Below are 17063 nucleotides of genomic sequence, written 5' to 3'. Positions count from 1 at the left end.
GGGTACTCCCTTCCAGTCTGCGTGTTTTATTGTGCATAGGCTTCGCCGGCCGCAATAAGAGGGAGAGCGAACATGATGGATTTTGGCGTTACCAGGGAGCTATTTGAATGACGCAATTTAATCTGACGATCGATTTTTCGCCGCCGGACTTGGCCAGGATTAAACGCGCCGGTCAAATTATCTGTATTGCCAAAGAAGCTGTAGGTGGCCGTGCGCAGGATGCCTGGATCACAGAGCAACCGCGTCGGTCCTGGCCTGTTCAATCGTCGCCCTTGAAAATCGGCCGGAATTTTGTGAAATCGCTCGGCTTTCAAGGGATCGGATTGACCGTTGGCCAGTGATGCGCCTGGTACTGCGTCCTGTTGTTGTCATGCACGTCGCGGTCAGATTCCGTAGCAGGCCTTGATTGCGTCGGCTCCCTGCAAGGCCATGATCTGGTATTTCTTCCAGAACGCCTCGTCGACTGCCTTGAGGTGCTTCGAGGTTCCGGCCTTGCGGTATCGGCTCAGGTGGCCCGGGCCACCGTTGTAGACGCCATAGGCGGCGCGGGCGAGGGCGCGGGGATCACCGGCGATCTGGTCCTCCTTGCGCTTGATGGCGAAGTCGACCAGATAGTGCACCAGAATTTCGTTGCCGGCGCGGGCGTTGTAGCCAACGTCGCGGGTCAGTGAATCAATGTTGTACACGCCACGCCAGACGTGGCGGTTGATCTGCATCAGGCCAATGGCACCGCCCGGTGACAGGATGGTGAGGACTTGCCCGTTCTTGCGGACGTACTGTCGCCAGCAGCTTTCCTGCCACGCCGTTGTGCGCAGCAGGTTGGCGTAGATGTCGAAGACGTCGCCCGGTACCTTGCCTTTGCGCCGCTCGGCCAGGACCACCTGATCGAGCAGCAGCGCCATTGTGCCGAGGTAATCGTCAATCTCCGTCGTTGCCGGCACCCAATTGGTCAGGCGGGTCACCAGGGCAGGGGTGATCTGCTCGGCATGGGCAGCGGGCACCAGCCAGGCAAAAGGGAGCGGTGCATCCTCCGCGTTCCCGCTGAGTTCCGGTTCCAGCCCAAGCAGTGTGCGCAGCGCCGGATCGACCTCGGTGCCGTATTCAAGGCTGTCGTCGCTGAGGGCAGGCGCCAGCAGGCGGGCGAAGCTGCGCAGACTGTTTCGGTCCAGCCGCATGCCGAGGTGGGGAGCGACCCGGTCCAGCGCACTCAGCGCGTCTGCAGCGCTGATAAAGGTGGCGTACTGCAGGGCCTGCGCTTCGGGAATATCCAGGCGGGCGTCATTGAGCAGGGGAGCCAGCCGTTCCCAGGTATTCAGAAACAGATTGCGCACCGGGTCACGTGCCCGGTCGTCGTCGACCAGCGCATCGCGCAGGTCATAGCGGGCCTCCAGCAGAATATCGGCCAGCGCATTTGCGAGTTCCGGCTCAGCCGTGACGGCAATTGTCTTGAACAGCCAGGTGGCAAAGCCATCCCACGCCTGCCAGGCGCTATCCCAGCGCTCCAGTTCCTCTTCTGTCAGTACCCGTTCACTGGCCGGCTGCCAGTTGAGTGGCGGGTCAGGCAACTGCACGCTCAGCACTGCATGCAGTCCCGCGGGAGTCGCGGTGACGGTTCTGAGCGCCAAACTGACGGGCACGCTGCTCGGGTCGCCCTGGCTATCCGGCGCCTGTACCATCAGGTGCATGAGATCCTCCAGACCGGTCACGGCGGGTGCGAGATCAACCGTGACGGCGTCGAACCGCGGCTGGATGAAGTCCTTGATCCAGCCCCAGATGACGCCGGGCACCGCCTGTGTTTGTTGATCGGTTTTGAGGATGCGGGAATCTACGATTCTGAAGTCGATTGCCGGCCGGTTGCGATCGATGTAGGCCTGGTGCAGCGTTTCGATCACACCGTTCCATTCCAAAGGCAGCATGCAGCGATCGCCCGCGGGAATGCCGGTGCGGGTACTGATGCGGGTACGAATGCGTACCTGGCCACCGTCCGAGCCCTCGATACGGGGACTGGACAGGCGAAGGCCGTTGCAGCGGCTGCTGTCGGTGACAAGTTCCACCGAGCGCCCAGCGCCTGGCAGCAGCTGTTCGTTGAGCGCCTGGTCCAGTATGCGGTAATCCAGCGTGACCGGAACGCTCAGTTCGCTGGCAAAAAGGCAAACGGGCATGGCCCAGAGCATTGCGCTGAGCACGAGTTCCCTCACCGTCGCATGTCGCATGACCAACCCCTCTCGCCTGCCATTTCAGTTGCCCTTTTCCGCAGGCGTTTAATGCGCTCTACTGTAGGCCTTGTTGACGTTTTCGGATACGTCTCACAGGCCGGACCTTTCTTTTTACTGCGATCAGGAGACTATTGATGAGGTTACCAGTGCAGGGCTTTTGCGGTGTGTTTCAGGTGGCTGCGGCATTGCTTCTGCTGGCCGGTTCCAGCGGCTTTGCGCAAACCCAGCAAGAGCATGTCCATCACATGTCCCATAGCGTCATGCCGTTTGATATGTCCAGCACCGTACACATCTTCAAGATGACTGAGTCAGGGGGCGAACAGCGGGTGATTGCCAAGGGTTCAGCCGACACGGACCAGGTTGCGATGATTCGGCAGCACCTCAAGCACGAGGCTGTACGGTTTCAGCACGGTGACTATTCGGATCCGGCAACGCTGCATGGCGCCACTATGCCGGGGCTCAAGGAACTTCAGGCGGGTGCTGCGCACATCAATGTATCCTATACGGCGTTGCCGACGGGAGCGGCGATAACCTTTCAAACAACGGATCTGCAGCTGTTAACGGCAATACACCGCTGGTTTGGTGCCCAGCTGTCAGAGCATGGTGCCGACGCCAGGGCAGAGTGAGCCATATGCCCCCGGCAATGCGCTATTAACCGGGCTCGCATTTGCCGTTGGCCAATAGTGGCGCGCTCTGCGCCACTTTATTAAACCGGTGCGGACGACGTAAATTGCCAGCGCATTAATGACCTGCAAACGTACCTGGTAGATATCGACTGGAGGTGTTGTGTCATCACTGTCAAAGCGTAATCAGGTGCTGGGTTTGCTTGGCTGGCTGGTTGCAAGTTTCGTGGCGTCCGCGATTGGCGCCGTGGCTTCGATACAGGCCAAGTCCTTTTACCGCCTGCTCGCCCAGCCTGAGTGGGCGCCGGCGCCGAGTGTTTTTGGTCCCGTGTGGACGGCTCTGTATGCCCTGATGGGCATGGCCGCCTGGCTGGTGTGGCGTTGTGGTGGATATGGCGCCAACCGGCAAGCCCTCGGGTTCTTTTTGCTGCAGCTTGGGGTCAATGCCCTCTGGAGCTGGCTTTTCTTTGCCTGGCACAGCGGCGTATGGGCGCTTGTTGATGTATCGGTGCTGTGGGTACTTATCGTGATCACCCTGTGTTATTTCTGGCGCGTACGGCCCCTTGCGGCTGTGCTGCTGGTTCCTTACCTGCTGTGGGTAAGTTTCGCATGGGTACTGAATTATTCCCTGTGGCAACTTAATCCACAGATTCTTGGTTAAGTTACCTGCATCGCAAGATTTGAACGGTCGTCTCTGGCTGGCTTTTTGCCGGGTTTGAACAAGACTTTAGCAGGTGAAACAGCGCCCCGAATAAAACGGTTTTCGCGGCTACAGCGGTCAGACGTCCGAGGGAACCTTGCTAAAGGTAGCGACAATGCCCGAAACAAAATCAAAACTTGAATTGCTCGCCACAACCGTCCAGGTGATGAGTGTCGTCATTGGCGTGGTCATCAGCGTTTTAAGCTTCAATCAAACGCGCCTCAAGGAAGCCGCCGCCAGGGAGATAGAAGCGGCCAGGCCGTTTTATACCTTGAGGCAGAGTTTATATACAGAAGCCATTCAGGCGGCGGGCGTTATGGCGAGTCCTGAGGTGCATACAGAGGATGAAATCGCGCAGTCACGCAAGCGGTTTCGCGAACTGTACATCGGCGAGCTCAGTATGGTTGAAGCCAGAGAAGTGGAATCGCAGATGGTGGCGCTGGCCAAAGCGATTGACCCCGACCTTCTGCAAATGAATGACGCACAACGGGCAACGTACAATTTGGCGCACGCGCTAAGGGACTCGTTCACGTATTCCTGGAAAGTTGAAAACCATTAGCTGCTGGCCTGCCACACCTGCGGCCAGCCGCGGTTAGCTCTGGGCCTCGGCGCCTGAGCTGATGCGTATTCTGAATCGCTTCGAGTGCTAATCGAATTGGCGCCTGTTGGCGCATGCGCAGCTGGACATGATCGCCCAGTTGCAGGTCGAGGGCGAACAGCTGATTGTGCTGAAGGATATGTTCGTCGGGTCCGGTGCCCGTTTGCTGGTCGATCATTGCGGGCGGCCGGACCTGGATGCCGGCCGTGGAAGCCCCGGATTTCAGGCCGTTCTCGCGTTGGCCCAGACAGGTCGTACCTGGATCAAGGTCTCCGGCTTCGACAAGTTCTCGCGTGAGGCATTCCCCTATGCGGATATCGCGGATTACGTGCATGCGATTCAACAGGCTTACGGTGAGGATCGTCTTATCTGGGGCTCTGACTGGCCCTTCCTGCGCGTGCGTCACCGCCTGGATATCGGTATTCTGCTAACGCTTGCCCAGGAGCAGTTTCCTGATTCGCAGCAACGCGAAAAATATTTCTGGAAAAACGCCGCACAGCTGATTGGGTTCTGAGTGCAGAGTGCGGCTTATTCCTGAGAGGACGTCTGGTAAGAATTTCGAGTTGCATGGGCAGTAAATATTGAGTGGTTTGGTTATTAAGGTTCAGGATTTCAGAATAAAATTTATAGCTAAAATTGTCCTGTCTTAATCATCTCTTCAGGCAATTAATTCTACCGCGGTGCTCAATGGAACATGAATTTTTAATTCGATCCATTCTTGAGTTTTCAGGTGTCATTAATATCCAGGTTGGCTGGTATTCTAAATGTTTTATATGGTTCGTAATAGTTCCTGTTTTTAAAGGAATAAAAACTTATCGTTTTATAGCGGATCATGTAGGAATGAAAAAGGCGAAAAGGTAACCGGGGGGCTATTATGTGTGAGTATTCTTGGATTCCAGAGTCTTCCAGAAGGAGCAGGAGGTGTTCGAATGGATATCAAATTCAAAAGAATATTTATTCTCTTTTCGGTGATGGCTCTGTTGTCCGCCTGTACCTCGAATAGCCTGTATCGCAGTGAATTCAGCGCTTGCACGGTGGGGGCGCAGCAGTGGTGCGAGTTGAATTCCATCCAGTATTACAATGTCGGCTCCGACGATGAATATACACTTGGCTTTGTCGAGATTGATGATCAGGGACAGCTTCGTGACAGGGCGCAGATGGATGTACTCCTCGCCGAATTAGAACGCATGGCGGCTGAACAGGGCTTGCTGATGAATGTTTTTGTGCACGGCTGGCACCACAACGCGAGGCCGGATGACCCCAATATTAAAAGTTTCAGGCAAAGCCTTGCGCAGCTAAGCGAGCTTGAGACCCGCATGCAGGAACAGCCGCGCAAGGTGGTCGGGATTTATGTCGGCTGGAGAGGGGAGTCCATCGATGTTCCCGTGTTGAATACCGTGACATTCTGGGAGCGCAAGAAAACGGCACAGGAAGTCGGACAACTCGGGATGGCAGAGCTGCTGCTGAAGCTGGAGCAGATTCGCAACGTAAGCCGTGCACAGGCAATGAGTCGTCAAAGTCGCCTGGTGGTTGTGGGGCACAGTTTTGGTGGCGCGGCAGTTTACCGCGCGACCGCCCAGATATTGGCCGACCGCTTTATTGATAGCCATGATGGTAAAGGTTTTGTTGATACCGCCAAGGGCTTCGGTGATCTGGTGGTGTTGTTGAATCCAGCCATTGAGGCGCTTAACTATGCGCCGCTCTACGACTTGGCCCAGGCCCGCTGCAGCTACTTCGCCGACCAGCTGCCACGGCTGGTTGTACTCACCTCGGAGGCCGACGGCGCCACCGGGAACCTGTTCCCGATCGGGCGTAGCCTTTCCACCTTTTTCGAGACTCATGGGACTATCGAGCGTAACGAGTGTGGCCGCCCACTGAGCTACAGCGAGGGGGCCGCGGACCGCCAGGCTGTCGGTCATTTTACACCCCTGCTGACCCACCGGCTGCGCCCCTCCCGTGATGCGCAGGCCGCCGACTATGGCGAAATACACAGTATCTGGTCTCAACAGCAGGCTGGCGACACCCTGCAGTTCGGCTCAACCGAGCTGGTCAGTCTGAACAAAACAGCGCTGCGTAATCCTTATCTCAATGTGCAGGTATCAAAGGCGCTGATCAAAAACCATAACGATGTCTTTCGCGAAGAGATCCTGGAGTTCCTGCGCATGTTGATTCTGTTGTCTACCCGGACTTAATGTACTGTTGGACCCTATATGAAGCTTATAACGGCCCCTTTTTCCGCCATCCTGCGTTGTTCGTTGTCGCCATAGCCCCACTATGACTCCGCCTCACGCCTTGACTGGCGAAAAAATGAGCGCGTTCTAAAGCACCACCAAGAGTGCAACAGTACATTAACGATAGTGAGCTGAGGCTGCAGGGCACCTTTTGCCGTTTTACTGTTATCCGCTTTTACAGCCAGCCCTTGCGCTTGAAAAAGTAATAGGTGCCGAAGGCGCTGGCGAGCATCATGCCCAGTGCCATGGGGTAGCCCCAGCTCTGCTGCAGTTCAGGCATGATATTGAAGTTCATGCCGTAGCTGCTGGCGATCAGGGTCGGCGGCAGGAATACTACGGCGGCGACCGAGAATATCTTGATGATCTTGCTCTGCTGCAGGTTGGTGAAGCTCATGGTGGCATCGAGCATGAAGTTGATCTTGTCGAACAGGAACTGCGTGTGGGGCAGCAGGGATTCGATGTCCGACAGCATTTCCTTGAGCTGACGCCTGTTGTCCTTGCTGAGTTGGTTTATCTGGTAACGCTGCAGAAAACGCAGGGTACGCTGGGTATCCAGCAGGCTCAGGCGGATCTTGCCGTTGCTGTCCTCCTGACGGGTGATCATGCGCAGCACTTCATCCAGGTTTTCGGTCTCGAAAACCTGTTCGGAGGCGGGCTCCAGGATCTTGTATACGTCCTCGATGGAGTCGGACAGATAATCCACCTTGAGCGCAAACAGATGCAGCAGCAGTTCCATGGGGCCTGTGGCCTGAATCCGGTCCTGGCGCAGGTACTGGCGCAGCAGCCGGAACAGGCTGAGGTCTTCGCCGCGTACACTGATCAGTCGATCTAGGCGCAGATTAAGGGATACGTTAATGCTGCGCAGTTCCTGGCCCACTTTATGGGGGAACAGGGAATTGATATGCAGGCCGTCCTCATCGGTAAAGAAACGTGACGACGCCTCGATTTCGTCGACTTTTTCCTGCCCCGGCAAGCCGCCGACAAAGTGCTCTGACAGCCAGTTGCGCTCATCCTCGTCAGGCTCCAGCGCATCCACCCAGATGGTGCCATCGGGAATGTTGTCTTTGGTGGTCAGTGGCGTTTTGCGCAGATGGTGCTGTTCGAGTTGATATGCAGCCAGCATGGGGCAACGTACTCCCTGTCAGTGATGCGCCAGAGTATAGCGTTACACCGCGCTGTGGCTGTAGCGCTACGGACAGCTTTTAGATGGATATTTTTAGCCGGGCTTGAGGGAGTGGGTTGACGGCGGCAAGGAATGCATGAACGTGGTCGGTGGGGCGGCAGCAGCCCGGGGCGGGCCTTGCAGCGAGCCCCGGCTTGTCTGCAGCCAGGGGACTTATTTTCCCTGGGTCACGTAGCGCAGAATCTCTACCACCTGTTCGGGTTCCTGTGCCCAGGCCATGGCGGCAGCGTCCACTTCTTTCAATGGGTGGATGATGTCAGCATCGTGTAGCGTGTTAGTTAAAGGGGGGGGGGGCCGAGAGCGTTTAATTCCGGAGTGCGCCGCCGCGGGGAACACCGACGGCGCCCGGAGTTTTTTAAGAGCTTATTTGCCCTGGGTGCGGTAGCGCAGAATCTCTACCACCTGTTCAGGTTCCTGTGCCCAGGCCATGGCGGCCGCATCCACTTCTTTCAACGGGTGGATGATGTCGGCATCGTGTAGCGTAATGTACGGGGTACCCAGGGCGGCCAGATAGCCCGCGTCAAAGGCGGCGTTCCACTGCTTGTACTGGCTGCCAAAGCGCACGACGGCGACATCCGCACTTTCGATCAGTGTCTTGGTACGAATGGCGTTCACTTTCGATGACTTGTTGTCGCGCCAGAACGGTTTGTCCTCGCTGCCCAGGTGATCGCCGGCAGCATCGGAGGCATCGTGGTCGGTGACGGGGCCCACAAAGGCGACGGGCAGGTCCAGTGCCAGGCAGCCAGCTTCAATGCGCTCGCGCCAGTCGCTGTGAATCTCGCCGGAAAGGTAGACTGTCCAGATCATGGGGGGCTCCTTGATAATTTAATATGTATACAAAATGGGGTTGCTTTGTGCATTGTCCCGAACAAACCGTGCCTCTGCAAGTCACCGGTCAGTGCTTGTCGTAGCCCCGGGGCCGTGGCAGTCTTGCTGTTTAAGGTATGGACAGGTGAAACGGATGCAGTCCTTGCTGATCGTAACTGAGCTGTATGGCTTTGATGACCCTACGAGCTCTCTGCGCGCCCGCTGTCACGATGGCAGTTATTTACAGGTGCTGGCCGAGCCCGGGCAGCGAGTCAATTGCGATTTGCTGGAGCACCTGGACTGTCCGTTCTTTCTGCTCAGCGATCGGCCCGCGGAGCGGCTGGGGGACATGCTGATGCTGTCGCCCCGCAGCCTCATCAGTGTGCCGCCCTTTTCTACCGAAGAGGTGTCCGCCATGCTGGACAGCGGGCAGGCGGAGCTGATTCTGGAACAGGCGCTGGCGCGCTGATTGCTGCAACAATCGCTGCATTTGCAATCTGGTGCTCGCAAGAGCGCATTTGGTATTGTCCGGGCCTGATGATTCAGCAGTCCGTCTTGATACCGGCCCCGTTGGCTTGCTATCAAGCCACAAGCCCGATTCCGTGCAATTCGGGTGATAGCATCATCGTTCTGGAAGTGCGGCGCAGCGATGATTTGAAATTGATAAAAACAGGTGGTCACGTCAGCGTCTGACGGGACGCGGGAGAGTTCCTAATGGCTCTATACTTGAAAGACTGTCCTGATGGTGACTTACACAACGGGGTGACTGCAATGATTCGGGAAAATGCGCGACAACGGCTGCTGGAAGCTGCCATTGGCTATTTTGGCAACAAGGAAGCGGCAGAAAAATGGATCAACAGCCCCCACATGGGACTGGAGGGCATGACCCCGCAGGAAATGCTGGATACAGGCCCGGGTGTTGAGCAGATCATGGATCTGGTGCACCAGCTGGAACAGGGAGACACGCCCTGACAGGGCGTGGTATCGGCTGGGTGATCGCGCTATGCTTGGCGCCCAATGCCGCTGTTGTGTGATTTATGACCATTGATGTGACCTTGCTGCCGGATCAGACCGGTGATGTGACCTGTGCCAGCTGTGCGGCCCGCTGCTGCCGCCTCAAGGTAATGCTGCTGACCGATACCGGAGTACCCGAGCGCTTTATCGAGTACGACGAATGGGGTGGGGAAACCATGGCGCAGGGCGATGACGGCTGGTGTCTGGCGGTGGATCGTAACACCATGCTCTGTACTATCTATGAGAATCGACCGCTGATTTGCCGCGAGTTTGAAATGGGGGCCGATGAATGCCTCACTGAGCGTGCTGCTGCTTATGTCTGATCAACGGGCTGGTGCGCCCGGCCCGAGCGTTGCCTGGATGAAATAAAACGGGTGAAAATCTCGCCAGGCTGTGCCTATATTCGATGACCAGTCATCTGCATTCAGCACATTGCGAGAAGTCCAATGCCCGTTAGCGAATTGAGCAAGTTAACAAGCTTTTATGGTATCGGCAGCGGATATGCAGGCTTTGGCAACAGGCATGTGGCGATCTCCGAGCAGAGTCAACGGAATGTGCTGGGCTCCATTCATTGTGAACTGGCTGAGCATGATGCGACACTCGAATCATCGACTGATTTTCAGGCTCGGCAAAAAGAAATCTTACCGCCCGTCTGTATTGTTCGAAACAATCAGTCTGTCAGTTTTACTGTCAATATTGCGCATACCGATACCGCTGATCATTGGGAGTGGCGGGTTACAACGGAACAGGGCGAGACGTTCAGCGGGGCTCTAGTCGTTTCTGAAAGCGCTCTGCCCTCGAATGGTGCTTCCTCAGAAGCCGGATTGCCCACTCGGCTGGCGGTACTGCAGCGGACCTTTCTCGAAGGCTTGCATCACCTCCAGCTCTTTGATGAGAGGGGACAGTGTCGGGCTGAAATGAAGCTTATTGTGGCCCCGGCGCAATGTTTTCGTCCTAAGTCCCTCATTAGTGGCAAGAAAATATTCGGCTTGTCGGTCCAGCTCTACTCGGTTCGCTCTGAACGCAACTGGGGAATAGGCGATTTCTCGGACCTTAAACGACTGGTACTGGAGTCTGCACCCTGTGGTGTGGATATCATTGGCGTGAGTCCTCTGCATGCATTATTTCCTGCCAACCCATTGGCGTTTTCTCCGTATAGTCCATCCAATCGGGCTTTTCTGAACATCTTTTACATAGATCCGGAGACGGTGCTCGAGTTTGCAACCTGTGCGGCGGCCAGAGAACGATTTGCCAGTGCGGCGTTTCAGAATGACCTGCGCGCCATGCGTGAAACCGATCATGTGGATTACGCCAGGGTAGCGCAGGGCAAGAAAATATTCTTCGAACTGCTTTTCGACGAATTCAAGCAAAGGCACCTGAACCGTGGTACTTCACGTGATCGGGCATACCGTGCTTATCTCGGTGAGCAGGGGGAGGCGCTCCGGTTACATGCGACTTACGATGCCCTGCATGAGTATTTTTTTTCACAGAGCGTTGAATGGTGGGGGTGGCCGGTATGGCCGCAGGCATTCCGCAACCCTCAATCGGAAGCCGTGCTGCAATTTGCACAGAGTCACCGGGATAGAATTGAGTATTACCAGTATTTGCAGTGGTGTGCGACTGAACAGTTACAGGCTGTACAGAGCACGGCTGAAAATTGCGCAATGGAGGTCGGTCTGTATCTCGACCTTGCTGTGGGTGTCGATCCGGCGGGTTCCGAGGCCTGGTCTAATCAGGCATTGTTTTGTTTTGATGCCACGGTGGGGGCTCCAGCAGACGAATTGGCACCTGAAGGTCAGAACTGGGGGTTTCCTCCGTTCCGGCCATGTGAGTTAAGGGCCAGTGGTTATGATCTTTTTGTGAAAAACATTCGGGCCAACATGCGCCATGCCGGCGCCGTAAGATTCGATCATTGTGTTGCACTGTCAAGGCTATGGTGGGTTCCAAAGGGCAAGGCCGCCAAAGACGGCGCTTATGTCCATTATGACCTGAATGAGTTGATTGGCCTGCTGGCATTGGAAAGCCAGCGTAACCACTGTCTGGTCATCGGTGAAGATCTGGGCACCGTTCCCGAGGAGCTGCCGGCCGTGATGCTGGCAAATGCCATGTATTGTTACCGTGTTCTTTACTTCGAGAGGAGTGGTGACCAGATAGTACCGCCAGAGCACTACCCGGAAATGGCGGTTGCTACCATCAATACACATGATGTCGCGCCACTGGCCAGTTGGTGGTCCCTGTCAGATATCGAGCTCAGACGCGATCTGAATGTTATTGTCGGGGCTGAGGCAATTGAACAGCTGTGTCTGGACAGGGCCCGGCACAAGCAGCTTATGCTCGATGCGCTGTATCAAAAAGGCTTTATACCCAAGCCACTGGTTGCGGGCGAAATACCGGACCTGACGAGGGATCTCGTCGATGCGATTCATCTCTATCTCGCGTCATCCCGGGCGGCTATCGTGATCTCCCAGCTCGAAGACTGGCAAGGCATGGAGTCTGCCGTTAATGTTCCCGGTACCTGTGATGAATACAAAAACTGGCAGCGTAAGCTGGAGCAGCCTGTTGAAGGCTTTTTTGACATTGCCGACAACGCAAATCTGGCCCGGCGCATCAATGATGCCAGGCGCGCTGCATTCTCTTGCCAGGATGCTGGACGCTCCTGAGCTTACTGTACTGGCTCCTCGGCTTTGGTGGCTTCATCGACCCGCCTAAACGAATAAGGCCAGGTGGTTCACTGTATCAGCGACTCATTCTGCATGAGATGCCACTATCTTACTGAATTAAAAGTCGTTTTTTGTTTATTGCGGCGCCCGTCGCGACGGCTCTGTCGATGCCGGAAAGTGCCGGCCCATCTGACCGTGATTTTAGTTACATTTAAGGTGATGTTTTTTTGTACAAATGCCTTTATTTAGGTTAATTTACTACATATTGACTCGCAGGTTTGTTGCGGGCACGTCGGTGCTCCGGTAATGCTAGATATTGCGATTCTGGCATGTCGGCCGACGACGTGCTGAGGGGGGCGGTGGTGGCCGACTGCTGGGGCCGGCAGCGCAGGATATGCGAATACTTGCTGTCTATGTTTGACCACTGACCGGCCAGGAATGGATGCCTAAGTATTTTTCTTGGGCTATGGTTATCGGACGTTTTTAGGTCTGCAGGTCGCGATTTGGCGGTGTTGATGCTCAGCGCAGTGTCGAGAGTGACGCTATTCATGCTGATAGGTGCATCCGCAGCCTGAAGCGATTCAGACTCGCGTCTTTATATAATGCGGATTTGCGATGAGTGTTTCTATGCATCCGGAACTGCTAAATCAGGAGTTTTTCAGTGAGTAAGACTGTTCTGGCTGACCAGTCGACTCTTGATGAGTCGCAAATTAGTGCCATTATAGGTGGTAAATTTACGGATATTTTTTCCGTGCTTGGACTTCATCGGAATGCGTCGGGCAAAGGCCTGGTGCTTCGCGCCTTTCTGCCCGGTGCGCTGGATGTATCGGTCATCGACTGCAAGAACGGCCGCGTCATTGCAAAGATGGTGCAGATAAGCGAGGACGGGTTGTTCGAGTCCGTTATGCCCAGACGTAAAAATCGCTTTGATTATCGGTTGAAAACGCGCTTTGCAAATGCCGAGCTGGAAGTGGAAGATCCCTATCGGTTCTCGTCGGCGCTCAGCGATGATGATGTGTACCTGTATGGAGAGGGAACCCAGGAACGTACCTACAAGTGGATGGGGGCGCATCAGCGCACCATTGATGGTGTCGACGGGATCTTATTTGTGCTTTGGGCGCCGTCGGCACAGCGCGTGTCTGTGGTCGGTGAGTTCAATCACTGGGATGGTCGTCGCCATGTGATGCGCAAACATCCGGCATCGGGTATCTGGGAAATTTTTGTGCCGTCGGTGGCGAACTTTGCCCACTACAAGTACGAAATTGTTGATGGGGAAGGCAATCTGTTGCCGCTGAAGTCGGATCCTTATGCCAGGTCCATGCAGCACCCGCCGGAGACCGCCTCCCGAGTGGTGTATGAGTCCAGCTATGCCTGGGAGGATCAGCAGTGGCTGGCCAAGCGTGAGTTGCTGCAAAAGCCTGACAAGCCCATCGCCGTTTATGAAGTGCACGCAGCATCCTGGCGGCGCAAGCCAGAGGAAGGCAATCGCTATCTCAGCTACCGGGAACTGGCGGACGAGCTGATTCCCTATGTTGTGGAAATGGGCTTTACGCACATTCAGCTGATGCCCATCAGTGAGTATCCCTTTGATGGTTCATGGGGATATCAGCCGGTCGGGATGTTTGCGCCGAGCATCCGTTTCGGCACGCCCGATGAGCTGCGTTACCTGATTGATCGCTGTCATCAGAACAATATAGCCGTGCTGGTGGACTGGGTCCCCGGACATTTTCCCACTGATGCCCATGGTCTGGGCAAGTTTGATGGCAGCTGTCTTTACGAGCACGAAGACGTGCGCAAAGGCTTTCATCCGGACTGGAACACCCTGATTTACAACTATGGCCGCGCCGAAGTTATCAGCTATCTGCTGAGTAACGCCCTGTATTGGCTTGATGAGTTTCATATTGACGGCCTGCGAGTGGATGCGGTGGCATCCATGCTTTATCTGGATTACAGCCGCAAGGATGGTGAGTGGATACCCAATATTCATGGTGGCCGGGAAAACCTGGAAGCCATCGATTTCCTGAAATCCGTTAACAGCCGGGTCAAGAGTAACTATCCCGGCGCGGTAATGATCGCCGAAGAATCAACGGCCTGGCCCGGGGTCTCGCAGCCTGTGGAGCAGGGGGGGCTGGGCTTTGACTATAAATGGAACATGGGCTGGATGAACGATACGCTGTCCTATATGGGGCGGGATCCCGTTTACCGGCAGCACCACCATGACCAGATGACCTTTGGTCTTGTTTATGCGTTCAGTGAAAAATTTGTACTGCCGCTCAGTCACGATGAAGTGGTTCATGGCAAAGGGTCCCTTATTGAACAAATGCCCGGCGATGATTGGCAAAAGTTCGCCAATCTTCGCGCCTACTTTGGTTTCATGTGGGCGCATCCGGGCAAGAAATTGCTGTTTATGGGGGGAGAGTTTGCCCAGCGCAAGGAGTGGAATCATGACCAGAGCCTCGATTGGGATCTGCTGGAACAAAGTAGCCACAACGGCGTAAAAACGCTGGTACAGGACCTTAACCGTGTCTACAAAGACATTCCGGCGCTGCATGAGCTGGATTGCGATGGCGCAGGTTTTGAGTGGATACAGTCCGATAACTATCTGCAATCCGTTTACGCATGGATACGCAAGGGGACTCGGGGCGAGTCTGTCGCGCTGGTGGTGACCAACCTCACACCTGAAGTGCACTCGGGGTATTGTGTCGGCGTGCCTCATGCGGGTCATTATTCTGAGTGTCTGAATACAGATAGCCAGCTGTATGGTGGCAGTAACGTTGGTAACGGTGGGGGTGTTGATGCTCAACCGGAACCCTGTAACGGTCGGCCTTACTCGCTGTCTATCACGGTTCCGCCCCTTGCGACGGTGATCTTTACGTGGGACGGCGACCGTTAATGAGCAGGTATTCGCGGGGTATGCTGCCAGGTAAGGCCCATCCGCTGGGCGCGGTGTTCGATGGCCGCGGCACCAACTTCGCGTTGTTTTCTGCCCATGCCGAACGGGTCGAGCTGTGTCTGTATGATCCGTCCGGAACCCGTGAGCTGGCGCGCTATGCACTGCCGGAGAAAACCTTTGATGTCTGGCACGGATACTTGCCAGAGGTCGTGCCAGGTTGCTGTTATGGCTACCGGGTATATGGTCCTTATGATCCTCACGTTGGGCATCGTTTCAACCACCACAAGCTGTTAGTGGACCCCTACGCCCGGCAGCTGCAGGGTCAGTTTGTCTGGAACGATGCTCATTTCGCCTATGTGCGGGATGACCCATCGCAGGATTATTCATTCGACAGTACGGACAACGCCAGGTGGATGCCCAAGTCTGTCGTGACCGAGCGTACAGCGGTACTTGAAGCGCCCTCCGAGGGTGCCTGGCAGGTGCCGATGGAGCGTACGGTTGTCTATGAAGCCCATGTGCGTGGCTTTACGATGCTGCACCCGGATGTGCCGGAATCGCTACGCGGTTCATTTGCGGGCATGTCACAGCCTCGGATTATTGAGTATCTAAAGGCGCTGGGTATCACAAGCATCGAACTGATGCCGGTACAGAGCTTTGTTGATGAACATTTTCTTCTGGCTCGTGGACTGCATAATTACTGGGGCTACAACACCCTGAATTTTTTCGCGCCACACAGCGGCTACCTTTCGGGTAACGCTGCCGCAGAATTTCGCCAGATGGTCGACCGCTTTCACGATGCCGGACTCGAGGTGATTATCGATGTTGTCTATAACCACACGGGCGAAGGGGACCATCTGGGACCAACCTTAAGTTTCAGGGGGATCGACAATGCTTCGTACTATAGGCTGCAGCCTGCGGATAAGCGCTATTACATAAACGATACCGGCTGTGGCAATGTATTGAATATTAACCACCCCAGGGTTCTGCAGCTGGTAATGGATAGCCTGCGTTACTGGGCCGGTGAAATGCATGTTGATGGCTTCAGATTCGATCTGGCCCCCATTCTTGGGCGTACAGCGAATGGCTTTAGCCGGGATAACAATTTTTTCCAGGCGATTGCCCAGGATCCGCTGCTCTCGACCGTTAAGCTCATTGCGGAACCTTGGGATATCGGCCCTGGCGGATATCAGCTGGGTGGATTTCCCGCGGGTTGGAGCGAATGGAATGACCGCTACCGGGATACCGTACGCCGCTTCTGGCGCGGCGATGCAGGGGTCATGCCGGAATTCGCACGACGCCTGCACGGCTCCAGTGATATTTTTGAAGGCGCCGGCCGGCGTCCAGGTGCAAGTATAAACTTTATCACCAGTCACGATGGTTTTACCCTTAAAGACCTTGTCAGCTACCGCCAGCGTCACAATCTTGTTAATGGTGAAAACAATAACGATGGTCACGGCGAGAATTACAGTGATAATCTTGGTACGGAAGGCCCAACAGATAATGAAAAAATTAATGCTTTACGTCTGAGACAGCAGAAAAACTTTCTCGTTACCCTGATGGTGTCGCAGGGAGTACCTATGTTACTGGGCGGCGATGAACTTGGGCGTACTCAAGGCGGAAATAATAACGCCTATTGTCAGGATAATGAAATTAACTGGATTGACTGGTCGCTGCTAGAGCAGTCGTCTGCCGAGCTTCTTGACTTCACTCGAAAAGTGGTCGCTCTGTGTAAGGAATACTCGGTTTTTCAATTCAAAAATTATGTTCACGTTTCTAATAATCCAAAAATGCCGGAAATATCCTGGGTTAGCTCTGAAGGCGAAAATATGCCTGATGAGAAATGGCACGATCATGAGAATCATCTGCTTGGCTATTTCCTGTCCGGTTTTATAAATGAAGGTGAAGAGTGTTCTGAGAAAATACTGGTCATATTCAACAATGGTAAACTGTTGGGCGATTTTACCTTGCCGGTCATGCCGGATTCCAACAATTGGAAGCTGCTAATCGATACCGCTTGCAGTGCGGGGACGGCGGTAAGTGATCTTTCGAATAGTGTTAGGGCTGGTGGTCTGATTTCCCGGCCAGGACAATCCGTTTGTATATATTTATCTGAACAAGTTAGTGATGATTAATAGGTG

Annotated in this window: 15 protein-coding genes and 1 pseudogene; 12 read left to right on the top strand and 4 right to left on the bottom strand. The window is 55.0% G+C overall.

The annotated features are described in order from the left end of the window. Nucleotides 1-107 precede the first annotated feature (107 nt). The gene (locus F451_RS0109530) at nucleotides 108-341 is read left to right on the top strand and encodes a hypothetical protein (protein ID WP_020681140.1); all 234 of its coding nucleotides are present in this window, start codon (nucleotides 108-110) and stop codon (nucleotides 339-341) included. Between the two features lie 42 nt (nucleotides 342-383). Here the strand turns inward: F451_RS0109530 and F451_RS0109525 are convergent, their stop codons facing one another. Further along, nucleotides 384-2213, bottom strand: coding sequence for a transglycosylase SLT domain-containing protein (locus F451_RS0109525; protein WP_020681139.1), 1830 nt, complete (start codon nucleotides 2211-2213; stop codon nucleotides 384-386). A gap of 137 nt (nucleotides 2214-2350) precedes the next feature. Here F451_RS0109525 and F451_RS0109520 point away from each other — a divergent pair, with 137 nt between their 5' ends. The 5 genes from F451_RS0109520 (at nucleotide 2351) to F451_RS0109500 (ending at nucleotide 6329) form a co-directional block, all read left to right on the top strand. After that, the gene (locus F451_RS0109520; protein ID WP_020681138.1) at nucleotides 2351-2842 is read left to right on the top strand and encodes a hypothetical protein; all 492 of its coding nucleotides are present in this window, start codon (nucleotides 2351-2353) and stop codon (nucleotides 2840-2842) included. Nucleotides 2843-3002: 160 nt separating this feature from the next. After that, nucleotides 3003-3500, top strand: a complete 498-nt coding sequence (locus tag F451_RS0109515; protein WP_020681137.1) for a TspO/MBR family protein — start codon at nucleotides 3003-3005, stop codon at nucleotides 3498-3500. Nucleotides 3501-3654: 154 nt separating this feature from the next. Further along, nucleotides 3655-4098, top strand: a complete 444-nt coding sequence (locus F451_RS0109510) for a hypothetical protein (protein ID WP_020681136.1) — start codon at nucleotides 3655-3657, stop codon at nucleotides 4096-4098. A gap of 106 nt (nucleotides 4099-4204) precedes the next feature. Next, nucleotides 4205-4651, top strand: coding sequence for an amidohydrolase family protein (locus F451_RS25220; protein WP_156826428.1), 447 nt, complete (start codon nucleotides 4205-4207; stop codon nucleotides 4649-4651). Nucleotides 4652-5066: 415 nt separating this feature from the next. Beyond that, on the top strand, nucleotides 5067-6329 hold the full coding sequence (locus F451_RS0109500; RefSeq protein WP_020681134.1) for a hypothetical protein: 1263 nt from the start codon (nucleotides 5067-5069) through the stop codon (nucleotides 6327-6329). A gap of 214 nt (nucleotides 6330-6543) precedes the next feature. On the opposite strand, the gene corA is transcribed toward F451_RS0109500, so the two are convergent. From corA to F451_RS0109490, 3 genes and pseudogenes are all read right to left on the bottom strand, one after another. After that, entirely contained in the window at nucleotides 6544-7491 is a 948-nt protein-coding gene (corA, locus tag F451_RS0109495; RefSeq protein WP_020681133.1) for a magnesium/cobalt transporter CorA, read from the bottom strand. 213 nt (nucleotides 7492-7704) lie between these two features. Continuing rightward, a pseudogene (locus tag F451_RS27170) lies at nucleotides 7705-7824 on the bottom strand (YtoQ family protein); the annotation flags it as partial. A gap of 90 nt (nucleotides 7825-7914) precedes the next feature. Further along, nucleotides 7915-8358, bottom strand: coding sequence for a YtoQ family protein (locus tag F451_RS0109490; protein WP_020681132.1), 444 nt, complete (start codon nucleotides 8356-8358; stop codon nucleotides 7915-7917). Between the two features lie 154 nt (nucleotides 8359-8512). Here F451_RS0109490 and F451_RS0109485 point away from each other — a divergent pair, with 154 nt between their 5' ends. The 6 genes from F451_RS0109485 (at nucleotide 8513) to glgX (ending at nucleotide 17057) form a co-directional block, all read left to right on the top strand. Next, nucleotides 8513-8827, top strand: coding sequence for a hypothetical protein (locus F451_RS0109485; protein ID WP_020681131.1), 315 nt, complete (start codon nucleotides 8513-8515; stop codon nucleotides 8825-8827). A gap of 302 nt (nucleotides 8828-9129) precedes the next feature. Then, on the top strand, nucleotides 9130-9330 hold the full coding sequence (locus F451_RS0109480) for an MbcA/ParS/Xre antitoxin family protein (RefSeq protein ID WP_020681130.1): 201 nt from the start codon (nucleotides 9130-9132) through the stop codon (nucleotides 9328-9330). A gap of 65 nt (nucleotides 9331-9395) precedes the next feature. Next, nucleotides 9396-9695, top strand: coding sequence for a YkgJ family cysteine cluster protein (locus F451_RS0109475; RefSeq protein ID WP_020681129.1), 300 nt, complete (start codon nucleotides 9396-9398; stop codon nucleotides 9693-9695). A 123-nt stretch (nucleotides 9696-9818) separates the two neighbouring features. Beyond that, nucleotides 9819-12032: a 4-alpha-glucanotransferase gene (gene malQ / locus F451_RS25215; RefSeq protein ID WP_083928394.1), complete on the top strand. Its 2214-nt coding sequence runs from the start codon at nucleotides 9819-9821 to the stop codon at nucleotides 12030-12032. A 661-nt stretch (nucleotides 12033-12693) separates the two neighbouring features. Then, entirely contained in the window at nucleotides 12694-14925 is a 2232-nt protein-coding gene (gene glgB, locus F451_RS0109465) for a 1,4-alpha-glucan branching protein GlgB (RefSeq protein WP_020681126.1), read from the top strand. A 20-nt stretch (nucleotides 14926-14945) separates the two neighbouring features. Continuing rightward, nucleotides 14946-17057 (top strand): glycogen debranching protein GlgX, encoded by a 2112-nt coding sequence (gene glgX / locus F451_RS0109460; protein ID WP_240476462.1) that lies wholly within the window; start codon nucleotides 14946-14948, stop codon nucleotides 17055-17057. Nucleotides 17058-17063: the final 6 nt, after the last annotated feature.

The sequence above is a fragment of the Marinobacterium rhizophilum DSM 18822 genome, assembly GCF_000378045.1.
In the GTDB taxonomy this organism is placed as follows: Bacteria; Pseudomonadota; Gammaproteobacteria; order Pseudomonadales; family Balneatricaceae; genus Marinobacterium_A; species Marinobacterium_A rhizophilum.
The sequence above is the reverse complement of the archived record's forward strand: the minus strand, read 5'-3'. Positions and strand labels throughout refer to the sequence as shown.

Excerpts from the sequence above, each read along its gene's own strand:
- F451_RS0109520 (WP_020681138.1), top strand. The coding sequence starts at position 2,351 with ATGAGGTTACCAGTGCAGGGCTTTTGCGGTGTGTTTCAGGTGGCTGCG.
- F451_RS0109500 (WP_020681134.1), top strand. The coding sequence starts at position 5,067 with ATGGATATCAAATTCAAAAGAATATTTATTCTCTTTTCGGTGATGGCT.
- F451_RS0109480 (WP_020681130.1), top strand. The coding sequence starts at position 9,130 with ATGATTCGGGAAAATGCGCGACAACGGCTGCTGGAAGCTGCCATTGGC.
- F451_RS0109525 (WP_020681139.1), bottom strand. The coding sequence starts at position 2,213 with ATGCGACATGCGACGGTGAGGGAACTCGTGCTCAGCGCAATGCTCTGG.
- malQ (WP_083928394.1), top strand. The coding sequence starts at position 9,819 with ATGCCCGTTAGCGAATTGAGCAAGTTAACAAGCTTTTATGGTATCGGC.
- F451_RS0109485 (WP_020681131.1), top strand. The coding sequence starts at position 8,513 with ATGCAGTCCTTGCTGATCGTAACTGAGCTGTATGGCTTTGATGACCCT.
- F451_RS0109490 (WP_020681132.1), bottom strand. The coding sequence starts at position 8,358 with ATGATCTGGACAGTCTACCTTTCCGGCGAGATTCACAGCGACTGGCGC.
- F451_RS0109530 (WP_020681140.1), top strand. The coding sequence starts at position 108 with ATGACGCAATTTAATCTGACGATCGATTTTTCGCCGCCGGACTTGGCC.
- F451_RS0109475 (WP_020681129.1), top strand. The coding sequence starts at position 9,396 with ATGACCATTGATGTGACCTTGCTGCCGGATCAGACCGGTGATGTGACC.
- F451_RS0109510 (WP_020681136.1), top strand. The coding sequence starts at position 3,655 with ATGCCCGAAACAAAATCAAAACTTGAATTGCTCGCCACAACCGTCCAG.
- corA (WP_020681133.1), bottom strand. The coding sequence starts at position 7,491 with ATGCTGGCTGCATATCAACTCGAACAGCACCATCTGCGCAAAACGCCA.
- glgX (WP_240476462.1), top strand. The coding sequence starts at position 14,946 with ATGCTGCCAGGTAAGGCCCATCCGCTGGGCGCGGTGTTCGATGGCCGC.